Origin of the sequence: Olivibacter sp. 47 (assembly GCF_030372825.1) — a bacterium.
GTDB classification, from domain to species: Bacteria; Bacteroidota; Bacteroidia; order Sphingobacteriales; family Sphingobacteriaceae; genus Olivibacter; species Olivibacter oleidegradans.
The window spans coordinates 1693623-1708157 of record NZ_JAUCNR010000001.1; the positions used below are offsets into that span (position 1 = coordinate 1693623).

At 41.9% G+C, this 14535-nt stretch carries 9 protein-coding genes, 1 pseudogene and 1 riboswitch; of the genes and pseudogenes, 8 read left to right on the plus strand and 2 right to left on the minus strand.

The annotated features are described in order from the left end of the window. The first annotated feature begins 183 nt into the window (after positions 1-183). From QT327_RS07545 to metF, 5 genes and pseudogenes are all read left to right on the plus strand, one after another. The gene (locus QT327_RS07545) at positions 184-750 is read left to right on the plus strand and encodes a hypothetical protein (RefSeq protein WP_013663688.1); all 567 of its coding nucleotides are present in this window, start codon (positions 184-186) and stop codon (positions 748-750) included. A 196-nt stretch (positions 751-946) separates the two neighbouring features. Next, positions 947-1513 (plus strand): DUF4833 domain-containing protein, encoded by a 567-nt coding sequence (locus QT327_RS07550; protein ID WP_289552516.1) that lies wholly within the window; start codon positions 947-949, stop codon positions 1511-1513. A 98-nt stretch (positions 1514-1611) separates the two neighbouring features. After that, positions 1612-1714, plus strand: a riboswitch (SAM riboswitch). A 100-nt stretch (positions 1715-1814) separates the two neighbouring features. After that, positions 1815-5506 (plus strand): annotated as a pseudogene (gene metH / locus QT327_RS07555) (methionine synthase). A gap of 149 nt (positions 5507-5655) precedes the next feature. Next, positions 5656-6072, plus strand: a complete 417-nt coding sequence (locus QT327_RS07560; protein WP_130858528.1) for a four helix bundle protein — start codon at positions 5656-5658, stop codon at positions 6070-6072. Between the two features lie 7 nt (positions 6073-6079). Continuing rightward, on the plus strand, positions 6080-7036 hold the full coding sequence (metF, locus tag QT327_RS07565) for a methylenetetrahydrofolate reductase [NAD(P)H] (RefSeq protein WP_130858529.1): 957 nt from the start codon (positions 6080-6082) through the stop codon (positions 7034-7036). Between the two features lie 4 nt (positions 7037-7040). Here metF and QT327_RS07570 read toward each other — a convergent pair whose 3' ends face one another. Further along, entirely contained in the window at positions 7041-7568 is a 528-nt protein-coding gene (locus QT327_RS07570; RefSeq protein ID WP_289552518.1) for a hypothetical protein, read from the minus strand. Between the two features lie 178 nt (positions 7569-7746). On the opposite strand from QT327_RS07570, the gene QT327_RS07575 reads away from it, so the two are divergent. From QT327_RS07575 to QT327_RS07585, 3 genes are all read left to right on the plus strand, one after another. Beyond that, positions 7747-8160, plus strand: coding sequence for an OsmC family peroxiredoxin (locus tag QT327_RS07575; protein WP_013663694.1), 414 nt, complete (start codon positions 7747-7749; stop codon positions 8158-8160). Between the two features lie 759 nt (positions 8161-8919). After that, positions 8920-11988, plus strand: coding sequence for a SusC/RagA family TonB-linked outer membrane protein (locus QT327_RS07580; RefSeq protein WP_289552519.1), 3069 nt, complete (start codon positions 8920-8922; stop codon positions 11986-11988). Beyond that, positions 11988-13649, plus strand: coding sequence for a RagB/SusD family nutrient uptake outer membrane protein (locus QT327_RS07585; protein ID WP_013663696.1), 1662 nt, complete (start codon positions 11988-11990; stop codon positions 13647-13649). Before QT327_RS07580 ends, QT327_RS07585 begins: the two co-directional genes overlap by 1 nt. Before the next feature lie 60 nt (positions 13650-13709). Here QT327_RS07585 and QT327_RS07590 read toward each other — a convergent pair whose 3' ends face one another. Further along, on the minus strand, positions 13710-14372 hold the full coding sequence (locus QT327_RS07590; protein WP_289552520.1) for a thioredoxin domain-containing protein: 663 nt from the start codon (positions 14370-14372) through the stop codon (positions 13710-13712). Positions 14373-14535: the final 163 nt, after the last annotated feature.

Consider the following 14535-nt stretch of genomic DNA (forward strand, 5'->3'; position numbering starts at 1 on the left):
CAACACTTCAGCTCGCAGCGTCTTATTGTATATCAAAGCAATTTTATCTAATTTTGTGTAGAATATTTGCATTATTGGACTGTCTTTTAACAAGCCTGTTAAACTACTCCGTTAACATACACCAGTCAATAAAATATTTATTACAGAAGAAAAGTTCTTTATTGGCAAAACACTGAACAAACAATGCACGAGATTGAACCCTTTTATCGTTGGCGAGACGACTACGTCGCATCAGAAGATGAACTTTCGCCCTTTTACGGTACCGAGTATAACGAATTTGAATTCGATAAGCAGATTTATAATTTTCTATTACATCCCCAATGGGATTACTTCGGTTCCAACACCTTGTATCTGAAGATACTTTTTGCTGATTATGATCATCAATATGCGATCATTGAAATGATTGGCGAATGGAATGATGCCATTAACAACGACATCATGTTACTTAAAAGAGAAGTTATCGAACTGATGATTGCGCAAGGAATTAACAAATTTATTCTCATAGGTGAAAACATATTGAATTTCCACGCTTCGGATGATTGCTATTATGAAGAATGGTTTCAGGAAATAGAGGATGGCTGGATTGCAGGACTTAACTTCAGACACCACGTAATTGATGAATTCAAAAATTCAAACATCGATTATTTTATCAATTTTGGCGGCCACCTAGACGAAATGAGCTGGCGTAACCATAAACCAATTCAAGTCTTTCGTGCCGTAGAAGAGCAATTAACGAAACGGCTCTACTAACTCTTTCAAATCCGGGTTTAGCGAAAATTGACACTGCTTTTCATATAATACATCTCCTCTCTATCGTCTTCCCCGCTTGTAAGCGCTCTTTTCTCCGGATTTGCAAATGCAAGACATTTTCGTTAAGTTTGGTACAAAGCTTGCTCCTAAATCCAAAAAGATAATAAATTAAAGCATCATATTAAACCAATGGCCTATGAAGACTTTTGTTTTATTATTGGTTGCATCCTCTCTTTATGGCAATCATGTATGTGCACAGGATTCCAGCAACAATTCCAGCAAACAAGTAGACAAGACGAAGTTGCCGGTTCCGAATGAAAAGGAGCAATTATTTTATCTACAACGCGATCCCAACAAGAACACGGTCGTTTATACGCTGAACAAAAAAGATGGTAAAATTGACGAAGATGAGCCCGTTAGCGCCTATTGGATCTTATATGAAGAAGATGGCGAGCGGAAAGATCTATCCTATATTCAACGAAAATTTGCCTATGGAATTGACCACAAAAAGGTAAGCGATAATGAATACGAAATCCGCTTAACTTCATGTAAAAGCATCCCCTTCCGTTTGGCTTATTGCCCTTTAAGCAAACAATATGAAGCCTTTACTTCCATTAACAATAAGCCGGCTATCGTTAAACGTATATTTGTGCGGATCAATGGTGGCTCGCTCTTTAAACCAAACGTTGATTATATTGAATTAATCTGCAAAGACAGCCAATCCGGTCAGAAACTTAAACATATGATCCCTATGGATGAATAGACGGCCAATAGACCGGACAGCAGCATTTTAAAAAATTCGCCTAACCACATCATTCAAATAACATTTGATAATCATCAAATTATTACCGACATTTGCAATGCTTATTGAGAAAGACGGAGGGATTAGACCCTGCGAAGTCTTGGCAACCTGTGCTTACAAGGTGCTACATTCTACCTGATTCAATATCGGGAAAGATAAGCAAAAGTCATTTTCTAGGCTTTTTCTCAATGCAAGCATCATTTTAACGATAAAATATCTATTTGGGAGATAGATAACAACCTGTATATGGTTTAAGTGCCGTATGAGTATTAGAGAAGAATTGAACAAACGCATTTTGATCATCGATGGTGCAATGGGCACGATGATTCAACCCTATGGACTCAGCGAAGCTGATTTCCGTGGCGAACGGTTTATAAATCACCCCTGTGAAGTAAAAGGCAATAATGATTTACTGAACATAACCCAGCCGCTTATCATAAAAGAGATACATGAGGCTTACCTCGAAGCTGGCGCTGATATTATTGAGACGAACACTTTTAGCTCGCAGGTAATATCAATGGCAGATTACCAAATGGAATCTTTGGTGTATGAGTTAAACTACGAGGGAGCTCGAATTGCCAAAGAGGCTGCCACGCAGTTTACACACAAAAATCCGGCGAAACCCCGCTTCGTAGCGGGTGCAATCGGTCCAACCAACAGAACCGCGTCCTTGTCGCCCGATGTTAACGATCCCGGTTATCGGGCAGTAACATTCGACGATCTAGTAAATGCTTATTATGAACAAGTACGTGGCTTGATTGATGGCGGTGCTGATATCCTGCTGATTGAAACGATCTTCGACACCCTGAATGCCAAGGCAGCCATTTTTGCTATCATCCAATATGAAAACGAATTAAAAGCGGCCGGTAAACGCAGTGAATCGATCGATATCATGATCTCCGGCACCATTACCGATGCCAGTGGCAGAACACTCTCCGGTCAAACCGTAGAGGCTTTCCTTAATTCTATTAACCATGGAAATATCCTAAGTATAGGTCTCAACTGCGCCTTGGGAGCAAAAGAAATGCGTCCGCATATTGAAGAGCTTTCAGAAAAAGCGGGCTGTTATGTTTCCGCTTATCCCAATGCCGGATTACCAAATGAATTTGGCGGTTACGACGAACAACCGCACGAAACTGCGCACTTAATAGAAGATTTTATTGAAAGTGGCTTTGTCAATATCGTTGGTGGATGCTGTGGTACCACGCCAAAACATATTCGGTGTATTGCCGATAAAGCGGCGAAAGCAAAACCAAGAAAAGTACCGAAACCGGAGCCGTTTTTACGTTTAAGCGGCTTAGAACCCATTACCTATACCCCAGATAGCGTCTTTATGAATATTGGCGAGCGGACCAATGTAACTGGTTCGCCCAAATTTGCCAAACTCATTCTCAGCGGCGATTTTGAAGCGGCGTTATCAGTTGCCCGCCAACAGGTAGAAGGCGGAGCGCAAGTAATTGATGTCAATATGGACGAGGGAATGTTGGATTCAGAAGCCGCTATGACCCGCTTCTTGAATCTCATTGCTTCCGAACCGGACATTGCCAAGCTTCCTATCATGGTCGACTCATCAAAATGGTCAGTCATTGAAGCAGGTTTGAAATGCTTACAAGGTAAAGGCATCGTCAATTCCATTTCTCTGAAAGAAGGGGAAGATTTGTTCAAGGAACGAGCTACGACCATTATGCACTACGGCGCCGCTGTTGTAGTTATGGCTTTTGATGAAGTTGGCCAAGCTGATTCGTACGAACGCCGCATCGAAATATGTAAGCGTTCTTACGATATACTTGTAAATGAGGTAGGCTTTCCTCCACAAGACATTATTTTTGATCCCAACATCTTAACCGTTGCTACCGGCTTAGAAGAGCACAATAATTACGCGGTCGACTTTATAAACGCGACCCAATGGATCAAGCAAAATCTGCCGCTGGCGAAGGTGAGTGGCGGTGTAAGTAATATATCTTTCTCCTTTAGAGGCAATAATGTTGTTCGTGAAGCGATGCATGCAGCATTCTTATATCACGCCATCAAAGCCGGGTTAGATATGGGCATCGTGAATGCCGGCATGTTGGAAGTATACGAAGAAATAGATCCAACCCTACTAACTTATGTGGAGGATGTCTTACTCAATCGTCGGGAAGATGCTACCGAGCGCCTAGTCGAATTTGCAGAAACCGTTAAAAGTAAAGATAAGGCAGAAGTAAAAAGTGCCGAGTGGCGCAGCGGCCCGGTTGAAGAGCGATTATCACATGCGTTGGTTAAAGGAATTATCGAATTTTTGGACGACGATGTGGAGGAAGCCCGCCTAAAGTACCCTCGTCCTTTGGAAGTCATCGAAGGTCCATTAATGGACGGAATGAATATCGTGGGCGATCTTTTCGGAGCGGGAAAAATGTTTTTACCCCAGGTTGTGAAATCGGCTCGCGTCATGAAGAAAGCTGTTGCTTACTTACTGCCTTTCATTGAAGCCGAAAAAGCGAAGAACCCTTCGGCCGGCGACAGAAAAAATGCGGGCAAGATTCTGATGGCTACGGTAAAGGGGGATGTGCATGATATTGGAAAAAACATTGTCGGCGTGGTCCTAGCCTGCAACAACTTTGAAATAATCGACTTAGGCGTTATGGTACCTAGCCAAAAAATATTGGACGAAGCCCGAAAACACCAAGTTGATATTATAGGTTTGAGTGGTCTTATCACACCCTCCCTTGATGAAATGGTGCATGTTGCCAAAGAAGCTGAACGAGAAGGTTTTAAAATTCCGATTATGATCGGAGGGGCCACCACATCCCGTATTCATGCAGCCGTAAAAATCGCTCCTAATTATTCGGGCACCATTGTGCATGTATTAGATGCTTCCCGTAGTGTTACCGTTGCCAGTAACTTACTCAACCCGGAAAGTAAAGAGAGTTATGCTGCCACTATTCGCGCCGAATACGATCAAGCCAGAGAGAATCACCTTCGAAAGAAATCGGAGAAAAAGCTAGTACCTATTGAAGAAGCGAGAGCAAAGAGATTTCAAATTAATTGGGAAAGCTACCAAGCTCCCAAACCCGCCTTTTTAGGCACTAAGGTGTTTGATGACTTTCCGCTTGACGATTTATTACCTTATATCGATTGGACTCCCTTCTTCCATACGTGGGAGCTACGCGGCAGCTATCCTCGTATTTTAACCGATAAAACCGTCGGTACAGAAGCAAGCAAACTGTTTATGATGCGAAAAAGTTATTACAAGAAATCGTCTCCAACAAATTGTTAACCGCTAAAGGTGTGATTGGCTTTTGGCCGGCTAACGCTACTGGCGATGATATCGTTTTATATAAGGATGAAGAGCGAAAGGAAATACTAACACGGATCCATACCTTACGTCAGCAGGCGGAAAAAGCAAAAGACCAACCCTATTATGCCTTATCGGATTTTATTGCTCCGGTCGGCAGTCGCGTAAATGATTATTGGGGAGGCTTTGCCGTTACCACCGGTATTGGCTGTGATGAACTTGTCGCCCAATATGAAAAGAATTATGACGATTATAACAGCATTATGGTAAAAGCCTTGGCTGATCGACTGGCTGAAGCTTTCGCCGAAAAGATGCACGAAATGGTGCGCAAAGAATACTGGGGTTATTCCAGCGATGAACAACTTAGTAATGAAGAGTTGATCAAGGAACAATATGCCGGAATCCGCCCGGCACCAGGATACCCTGCCTGTCCGGAACATACAGAGAAAATTACGCTTTTCAATATTTTAGATGCCGAAGAGAACACCGGCATTTACCTAACCGAAAGTTTAGCCATGCATCCAACCGCTGCCGTTAGCGGTTTCTATTTCTCCCATCCTGAATCCAGGTACTTCGGTGTTGGGAAGTTAGGAAAAGATCAAATAGAAGACTATGCCAAACGGAAGAATGAAACGGTAGAGGTCGTTGAAAGATGGTTGGGCCCGAATTTGGGGTATTAGTTGCGGGTTGTTGGTGTTAGTTATTGGTTATTAGTTGTTAGTTATTGGTTGTTGGTTAACCTAACTAAAAGTTATTAGTGTAAAAAAGTTGCATAATGATTATTTTGAGCGATACATAAATACAAATTAACCAAAATAAGAACATTAAAATGAAAAGTGGCAACAAACCTTATACTGAACTCGACGTATGGAAAGAGACCAGAGGACTAGTAAAAGAAATATATCTAGCAACAAAAAACTTTCCTAAAGAAGAACAATACGGAATAACAAACCAGATTCAACGAAGTGCTGTTTCAATTCCATCCAATATCGCTGAAGGATGTGGCAGAAACAGTCCAAAAGATAGCTTACAATTCTTTTATATTGCTAGAGGCTCACTTTACGAATTAGAAACACAATTAATATTATCTTTTGATTTAACATATTTATGCCAAGAACATCTTAATTTTTGCTTACATCTAGTCGAAAAATGCAAGAAATTACTTAACGGGTTCATAAGATATTATAGAGGCTTTCTGAAGCTAAATCGAAATTTAAACGATCAACAAATAACTAACAACGAATAACCAATTAATGAAAATAACAGATCATATCTCAAACGCGAAAAACAAAACCCTCATCTCCTTCGAACTGCTCCCTCCCATCAAAGGGCAAAGTATTCAAGGCATCTTTAATACCATTGATCCCTTAATGGAGTTCAATCCCCCTTTTATCGATGTTACTTATTTAAGAGAAGACTATATTTACAAGCAACATCCAAACGGTTTGCTGGAAAAGGTGGCATATCGCAAACGGCCAAGTACCGTTGCAACCTGTGCAGCTATTATGAATAAATACAAGGTAGATGCCGTACCACATCTTATCTGTGGTGGATTTACAAAAGAAGAAACGGAAAATGCTTTAATTGATTTACAATTTTTAGGTATTGATAACGTTCTTGTACTACGTGGCGATGCACGAAAAAGCGAAAGCTCCTTTGTGCCAACTCCCGGAGGCCACGCCTATGCATCCGATCTGCTACAACACGTCGTTAACATGAATAATGGTCAATACTTGCATGACTATATGGACAATACTGAGAAGACCGATTTCTGCATTGGGGTGGCGGGATATCCAGAGAAGCATTTCGAAGCGCCGAACCTTGAAACTGATTTCCAATACCTGAAACAAAAAGTGGATCTAGGCGCCAATTTTATTGTGACCCAGATGTTCTTTGATGTCAATAAATATAAAGCCTTTGTTGATAAATGCCGTGCTAACGATATTAACATCCCCATTATTCCGGGATTAAAGCCCCTTACCACCAGTAAACAGCTTACAAGCCTGCCGAAGGTTTTCCATTTGGATATACCTTTAGAGTTAAGCAAGGCCGTACAAGCCTGCAAAAGTGAAAAAGAGGTAAAAGATGTTGGCATTGAATGGATGATCCAGCAGTGTAAAGACCTTATAAAAATGGGAGCACCTGTATTGCATTTTTACACAATGGGTAACCCGGAACCGACCAAAAGAATTATACAGGGGGTATTTTAACCCCCTACTCTTTAACTCTTGTGTCCGTATAATAGGCAAGTATCCGGTATTCGCCATTGACTTTGCCAAATACAAAAGCAAAATAATTATCTCCTACTGTATCATATTCTCCGTATTGGCAGTACAGTTCCAGCAACGTACTACCAGGGTCAATTAATTCAGCAAGCCTTTTATAATAGTCGCCACTCGATTCAATATCAATTTGCTGCACTTGCTCCACTTGTCGCCGGGGAATTATTCGCTTTACATCTTCATTGAAGATAACCGATCGATAACGATCAAAATCCTCAGACTCTAATAAACCATCTCGCTTTTCTTCTTCACTTAGGTTATTCAGCTCGTCTACCCAATAAATCGTTTGTAAAGGAAAATGTACGATATTTGTTATCGCATCCACTCTATCCGTCTCTATATTTCGCTGAAGCCCCTTGTAAAAACTTCGAAATTCTTTATCGATTTTCTGGGCTTGGGCCGTCAAAGTCAACATACTTAAACAAGAAAGAAAAACAAAACGTAATAAATTCAATTTCATCCTATTATTTATTTTAATATGCGTCCGGTTTACATCTCGATTTCATCTGTAAATAATTAATTCGTTCGAAGCTTCCACCTTGCTCAAGATCGGACCTTATGTACTTCTTTGAAAGAAACAAAACTGCATTATATTTGTTGTTAATCAAACTTTATAGAAAAATTAAGACAATTTTAAAATGAAAAGAAGCGCAACGGCCGTTTGGCAAGGAACAGGAAAAGAAGGAAATGGCACACTAACCACACAAAGTAATGTACTTGAGGAAACTCCTTACTCCTATAAAACCCGTTTCGAAGATGCAAAAGGCACCAATCCGGAAGAACTCGTCGCGGCAGCTCATGCCGGATGTTTTACCATGAAACTTGCCTTTAACATTGATGCGGCAGGTTTTGAAGTAGAAAAGTTGGAAACTACCTGTAACATCGAATTAAAGGACGGAAGCGTTACGAGCTCTTTTCTAACGGTTCGGGCAAAAATCCCCGGTATTCCTAAAACGAAGTTAGATGAATTGGTAACCGATGCAGAAAAGAACTGTCCCATCTCTAAATTGTTAAATACAAATATTGCTGTAGACGCACATTTAGAAGAGTAAATAAAGGATAAATCCTTTACCCAATCATTTTTATTCTCAACCTGAGCGCCGTAAAGGATTTATCTTTGTAACATTTCTCGTTATTTTCTCAAAAAACGAGACCCGTATTCGTACTTATTAAATTAAATCCTACCTTTGAACCGTATGCTTGCTAAAAGCTTTTAACAACATACTAAAACAAACACATTTTACTTTTCTGAGATTTCTTTCTGCGTGCACGGAACCGTTGATGCGAAAAGATTATGTATGGCGTTTTATTATCACACATGGCTAACTATTTTTCAAAACTGAGATTCACCCAATTTAATCTCTATTTGTTGTCAGCAACCAACTGGCAATATACCCTTTTACCTGTTTCAACTTTTTACACGTTTGCACCTCATACGAATCCCCCTCCCGTTGAGGCGATAACCCTTCAAACCTAAGATTATGATAAACTGGACCTGCCAAATATAGCACAGGCGGGAATGCAACGGTAAAGCGTGAGGCTTTATCGAAAGAACTTTTATATCATAAAATGTAACACAGATGAAACCTGCATAAATTGCAATACTGAAGACAGTAAATAACTGAACGTAGTGAGTTCATGAATGTCATTGAACCGCCGAAGGTAGCACGAACCGAGTGACATGAGCTCATGATACCATTGAACATAAATGTTCATGAATAACACCTTTGGATTAGACACGAAATGAATAAACAAATGCAAATGAATAATTTATGCAAGCTTCATTGCCATTAAAAAACAAATTCATTCCAATGAAAATCAATAACCAAACGTTGTGTTCATTGAAATCGCTGTTTTTTGCGATTTTAATGTTAACTATGCCCCATTTGAGTGCATTTGCACAAACACGACAACTAACGGGTACAGTAACCGATGCACAGGATCAATCTCCTATTATCGCAGCAACTATTAAAGTGGTCGGAACCAATATCGCTACATCAACTGATGTCAATGGCAAATTTCAGCTAAATGTACCCGAAAATGCCAGCTCTTTAAGTATCAGTTCTATTGGGTATGACGCCAGAACGATGCCGATCAATGCGCAGACCACTACCTTAAATATTACGCTAACCGCTTCGGCACAAGAGCTTGAAGGTGTGGTAGTAACTGCACTTGGTATTAACCGGGCGCAAAAATCGCTGACCTATTCCACCCAACAGGTCGGTGCTGAGGAATTAAATAAAGCAAAAAGCCCGAATCTCATTAATACGCTGAATGGTAAAGTGGCGGGTGTTAATATTGCTCCTAGCTCGTCCGGACCGGGAGGTTCGGCCAAAGTTGTACTCCGTGGGAACAAATCGGCCTCCGGAAACAATCAGGTATTATATGTGATAGACGGTGTGCCTATTAATAACAATACAACCGGTGCACAACCGGGGAATGTGTTCGGAGGTGAACGTGATCCCGGAGATCCCATTTCTACAATTAATCCAGAGGATATTGAGAACATATCAGTCCTGAAAGGTGCCTCAGCGGCCGCTTTATATGGCAGTCAGGCAGCAAATGGGGTTATTCTGATCACTACCAAATCCGGTAAATCCGGCAGAGCGGTCATTAACTTCTCTTCCAGCGCTTTAATAGATCGAGCAGCTTACACGCCTGAATTCCAGAACAGCTTCGGCCAGGGAATGGATGGGGTTTCCAATACCTCTTCCTTAAACAGCTGGGGTGCCGCAACTGACAGCAGGAAGTACGATAATGTGTCTGCGTTTCTGCGAACAGGAAGTAATCTAACAAACTCGCTGAGCCTGTCTGGCGGCAATGATAAAATGCAGACCTATTTTTCGTATGCCAATACACAGGCAAAGGGTATACAGCCCAACAACGACCTAAGTAGACATAACCTCAACTTTAAGGAAACGGCTAATTTTTTGGACGACAAACTACAGGTTTCGGCCGGTGCGAACTACATCTCCCAGAAGTTGGATAATGCACCGCAAACGGGCTTCTATTTCAATCCGATGGTAGGATTGTACCTATTTCCACGGGGCATGGATATTGCCCCTTATAAGACCTTTGAGCAATTCAACGCACAGAAAAACCTGAATGATCAGAACTGGCCATTTCTTTCGGACAGCGAAACCACTCAACAGAACCCTTGGTGGATTGTTAACCGCAACCAGAACTATTCGAACAGAAACCGGTTATTACTGAATGCCAGCGCCAAATACAAAGTGGCTCCCTGGCTTTCTGTTCAGGCACGCGGAAGTCTTGATCGTACCAGTGAAGTATACGAAACAAAGATCTTTGCCGGCACACATAACATTTTAGCTCGCCCGGGTGGCGCCTATAATTATACAAATACCACAATTACGCAACAGTATGCCGATTTGATCGCCAACATGAACTTCCAGGTGGCGGATAAACTAAGCATTACCGGTGTAGTAGGTACAAGCATTACTGATTGGAAAACAGAAGGGTCAAATTACAACAGCGGCACGGCCGGTTTATCAACCGCTAATGTGTTTACCATGCAAAACTCCGAAACACCAAATATCAGCACCCTAGCCAGAAATAGAAGGCAATTGCAATCTATATTTGCCAGTGCGAACCTGTCCTATGACAACTGGGTATTTTTGGATCTTACCGCGAGAAACGACTGGTCGAGTACATTGAGTTTCACGAATAACAGCTCCTTCTTCTACCCGTCTGTAGGTTTGGGACTTGCCCTGAATGAAAAACTCAACTTCCCGGATTTTATCAATCTCGCGAAAATCCGTGGTTCGTACGCCCAGGTCGGTAATGATCTTCCTCCATATACTACCTATCTGTTGAACACATTGAATCCATACGGTGTAATCGGAATGAACACCACTACCTTCCTGAAAGAGTTGAAACCGGAGATTACCAACTCGTTGGAAATCGGTACGGAATGGAAATTCTTTGATAGCCGCTTGGGGGTAGACTTAACCTATTACAAGACGAACACAAAAAATCAATTCTTTAAAATTGCCGCCAGTCAGGCTTCATTCTATGACACCTACGCAATCAATGCAGGAAACATCCAGAATCAGGGTGTTGAAGCACTCATCAGTTTCGATGCCATTCGATCAGAAAATTTCAACTGGACAACGAGCCTGAATTATTCCTATAACAAAAACAAAATCATCGAACTTTCCGATAACATTCAGGAGTTTGCTTTAACGGGTGAAAGTAGAAATAACTTTGCTTCAAAATTTGAAGTTGGAGGCTCTTTTGGCGATATCTACGGGCAGGATTTCCAACGGGATGATCAGGGCAGAATTATGATCAGCGCGGACGGCATCCCCTTGAAAAATTCGGAATATACCAAGCTTGGTAACGCCAATCCGCTCTGGCAAATGGGGTGGAACAACAATTTAAGTTATAAGAAATTTTCGCTTTCATTTTTAATTGACGGAAAGTTCAACTATGATGTCCTGTGCGTAACCCAATCCGTTATGGACGGTTATGGCGTATCAAAGGCGACCGGCGATGCGCGTTTAGCAGGCGGGGTATCCATCAACGGTGTAGATCCGCAAGGCAACGCAGTGAATATGATCGATCCGCAGGTTTGGTATACTTCAACCGGTGGTATCGGGCCTGTAACCAGCAATTATATCTATGATGGAACGGTAGTCCGTCTACGCGAACTTACACTCGGATATGACATCCCATTGAAAGAAGGATTTATCAAGAACCTGAAAGTGTCAGCCGTTGGAAGAAACCTTATCTATTTCTACAAAAAGGCTCCTTTTGACCCCGAGGTAACGATGTCAACCGGCAATACATTGAGCGGTCTGGATATCTTCATGATGCCCGCTACACGCAGCTATGGTTTAACACTAAATGCAACTTTCTAATGAATACGACAAAAATTTTGAATAAATATATGGTCCTTTTTACAGCGTTGGCGATCGGATTTAGCAGCTGTACAAAAGATTTTGAGGATCTCAACACCAATAATACCGGCGTTTCGGATGAAGATCTGAAGCCGAATGGTCAGGATCTGGAAATTTTCTTCCGTCAGGCGCAAATGTCTATCTATAATTTTTCAGGTGGCGGCGATCCGAATTCGTACCAGGTGCAGCAGAATCTGAATGCCGATGTTTACAGTGGCTATTTTATGTCACCCACACCTTTTAACAGCGGACAGAACAACCTCAATTATGCGATGGTCAACGGCTGGAACGGTGAACCTTTCAAAGTGCTTTATGTAAACGTTCTGAATTCGCTGAATAAGCTTAAAAACAACGGCCTTGCAGAAACATATCCGGCAGTATGGGCAGCCGCCCTGGTAGTAAAGGCAGAAGCAACCAGCCGTGTAACTGATATCTACGGCCCTATTCCATACAGCGGTGTAGGTATTACCGGCAGTATTCCCTATGATAGTCAGGAAGATATTTATAAACGTCTGTTTCTGGAACTCGATACGGCACGTAATTTATTATTAACCTTCAATAACGGTACCGACACAACACAGGTGCCTGCGAATATCGGGGAGGCAGACCTGGTCTACCAAGGAGTTGATAACAAAACACGCTTCCAAAAATGGCTTCGTCTGGCCAACTCGCTCCGTTTACGTTTGGCGATGCGTATCGTAAAAGCAAACCCTCAGTTGGCGCAAACCGAAGCTGAAAAGGCACTGGATCCCGCCAATGGCGGTGTCATCGACAATAACGCCGATAATTTCCGCATAACGGTTCCATCGGATGCCAATTTTTCCAACCCACTTTACTTTATAGCTAAAAACTGGGGGGATACCCGAATCAATGCCTCCCTGGAATCTTATATGGTGGGCTATAAAGATCCGCGCATAGCCAAATACATGGACAAGGCAACCGACAAGGTCATAACCGGTCAGTACAAAGGGATTCGGGCAGGTGCTGCGGGGCTAACGAAAGACGCCTATATCGGTTATTCTTCGCTCAACATAAACGATGGTACGCCTACCTTTAGCGCAAGTACCGCACCGATGTTGATGACCGCCGCTGAAGTATATTTCCTAAGAGCAGAAGCCGCTCTTCGGGGATGGGCCAATGCCGGTGGATCCGTACAGGCTCTTTATGAACAGGGCATCCAAAGCTCCTTTAGTCAATGGGGTGTACAAGGAGCCAACGCTTATATACAAAATAACACCAATACACCTATTGCCTATGTTGACCCTCGGAACAGCCGCAATAATGCCCCCGCACCGACAACCATTACCGTACAATGGAACGAAGGCGCGACAGCAGAAGAAAAACTGGAGCGCATTATCACACAGAAATGGTTAGCTATCTTTCCTGAAGGTCAGGAAGCTTGGAGTGAATTTAGACGGACCGGCTATCCGAGGATTTTCCCGGTGGTTGTTAATAACAGTGGAGGCCTGATCGATACTGAAGTACAGATTAGGAGGCTACCTTTCCCTCAGAACGAATACAATACAAATGCTGCTGAGGTTCAAAAAGCCATCCAACTTTTAGGAGGCCCCGACAATGGCGGGACCCGTCTTTGGTGGGATAAAGAAGGAACCAATTTTTAATACTCGATTCAATCGATACAAAGGGAAATGTAACGTTTCCCTTTGTATCGATTGAATTATTTATATAGATTTCAATAAATTTCTCAATTGCTCTTCTTGCTGAAAGCCTTGCGCTTCCTTTACTAACTTTCCTTGCTTATAAAGATGAAAAACCGGTATTCCCTCCACCTTCATCGCACGGGTCAAAGCCTTGGCTTGATCAATATTTAACCGATAAATGAACACCTTTCCTTCATACTCCTTAGCTAATTTTTTCAAAGTCGGTTCCATCTCCTTGCAAGGGATACACCAATCTGCATAAAAATCAATCAGAACAACTTTGTTTTCATGCAAAATCTTGTCAAAATCTGTCTTGGTGAATAAGTCTTTCTTCACTGGCTTCTCTCCGGGTGTTACAGGCAAATTTTCATTTTTCCAGGCCATAATACCACCTTTTAAATCGTATATTTCCTTAAATCCAAGCTCTTTTAATGTTGCCGTTGCCTTTGCACTTCTACTTCCTCCCAGGCAGTATACAAATACAGGCTTTGTCCGATCCAAACGACTAAGCTCTTTGTCGAAATCATTATCCTTAATATCAATGTTAAGCGCATGCTCAAGATGTCCATCCGCAAACTCATCAGCAGTCCGCACGTCGATCAACTGAACAGTCTCAGAGGAGTTATCTTTTAGTTTTTGTTGATACTGTTTGGCCGTCAAAGGTCCTTCTTCCTGTGTGGCCATTGCACACCCTTGTAGATACAAAGCGTACAAACAACAGGTCAACATATACCTAAATTTTATACGTAATCCCATAACACTTTCTAAATTAATATTACAAAAGTAACAGATCCGATTTTTAAATACTAAATAAAATTTGCCACGGTGATAATGAGGCGGCCTGTGC

Coding starts and splice junctions, on each gene's coding strand:
- QT327_RS07545 (WP_013663688.1), top strand. CDS start 184: ATGCACGAGATTGAACCCTTTTATCGTTGGCGAGACGACTACGTCGCA.
- QT327_RS07550 (WP_289552516.1), top strand. CDS start 947: ATGAAGACTTTTGTTTTATTATTGGTTGCATCCTCTCTTTATGGCAAT.
- QT327_RS07560 (WP_130858528.1), top strand. CDS start 5,656: ATGAAAAGTGGCAACAAACCTTATACTGAACTCGACGTATGGAAAGAG.
- metF (WP_130858529.1), top strand. CDS start 6,080: ATGAAAATAACAGATCATATCTCAAACGCGAAAAACAAAACCCTCATC.
- QT327_RS07570 (WP_289552518.1), bottom strand. CDS start 7,568: ATGAAATTGAATTTATTACGTTTTGTTTTTCTTTCTTGTTTAAGTATG.
- QT327_RS07575 (WP_013663694.1), top strand. CDS start 7,747: ATGAAAAGAAGCGCAACGGCCGTTTGGCAAGGAACAGGAAAAGAAGGA.
- QT327_RS07580 (WP_289552519.1), top strand. CDS start 8,920: ATGAAAATCAATAACCAAACGTTGTGTTCATTGAAATCGCTGTTTTTT.
- QT327_RS07585 (WP_013663696.1), top strand. CDS start 11,988: ATGAATACGACAAAAATTTTGAATAAATATATGGTCCTTTTTACAGCG.
- QT327_RS07590 (WP_289552520.1), bottom strand. CDS start 14,372: ATGGCCACACAGGAAGAAGGACCTTTGACGGCCAAACAGTATCAACAA.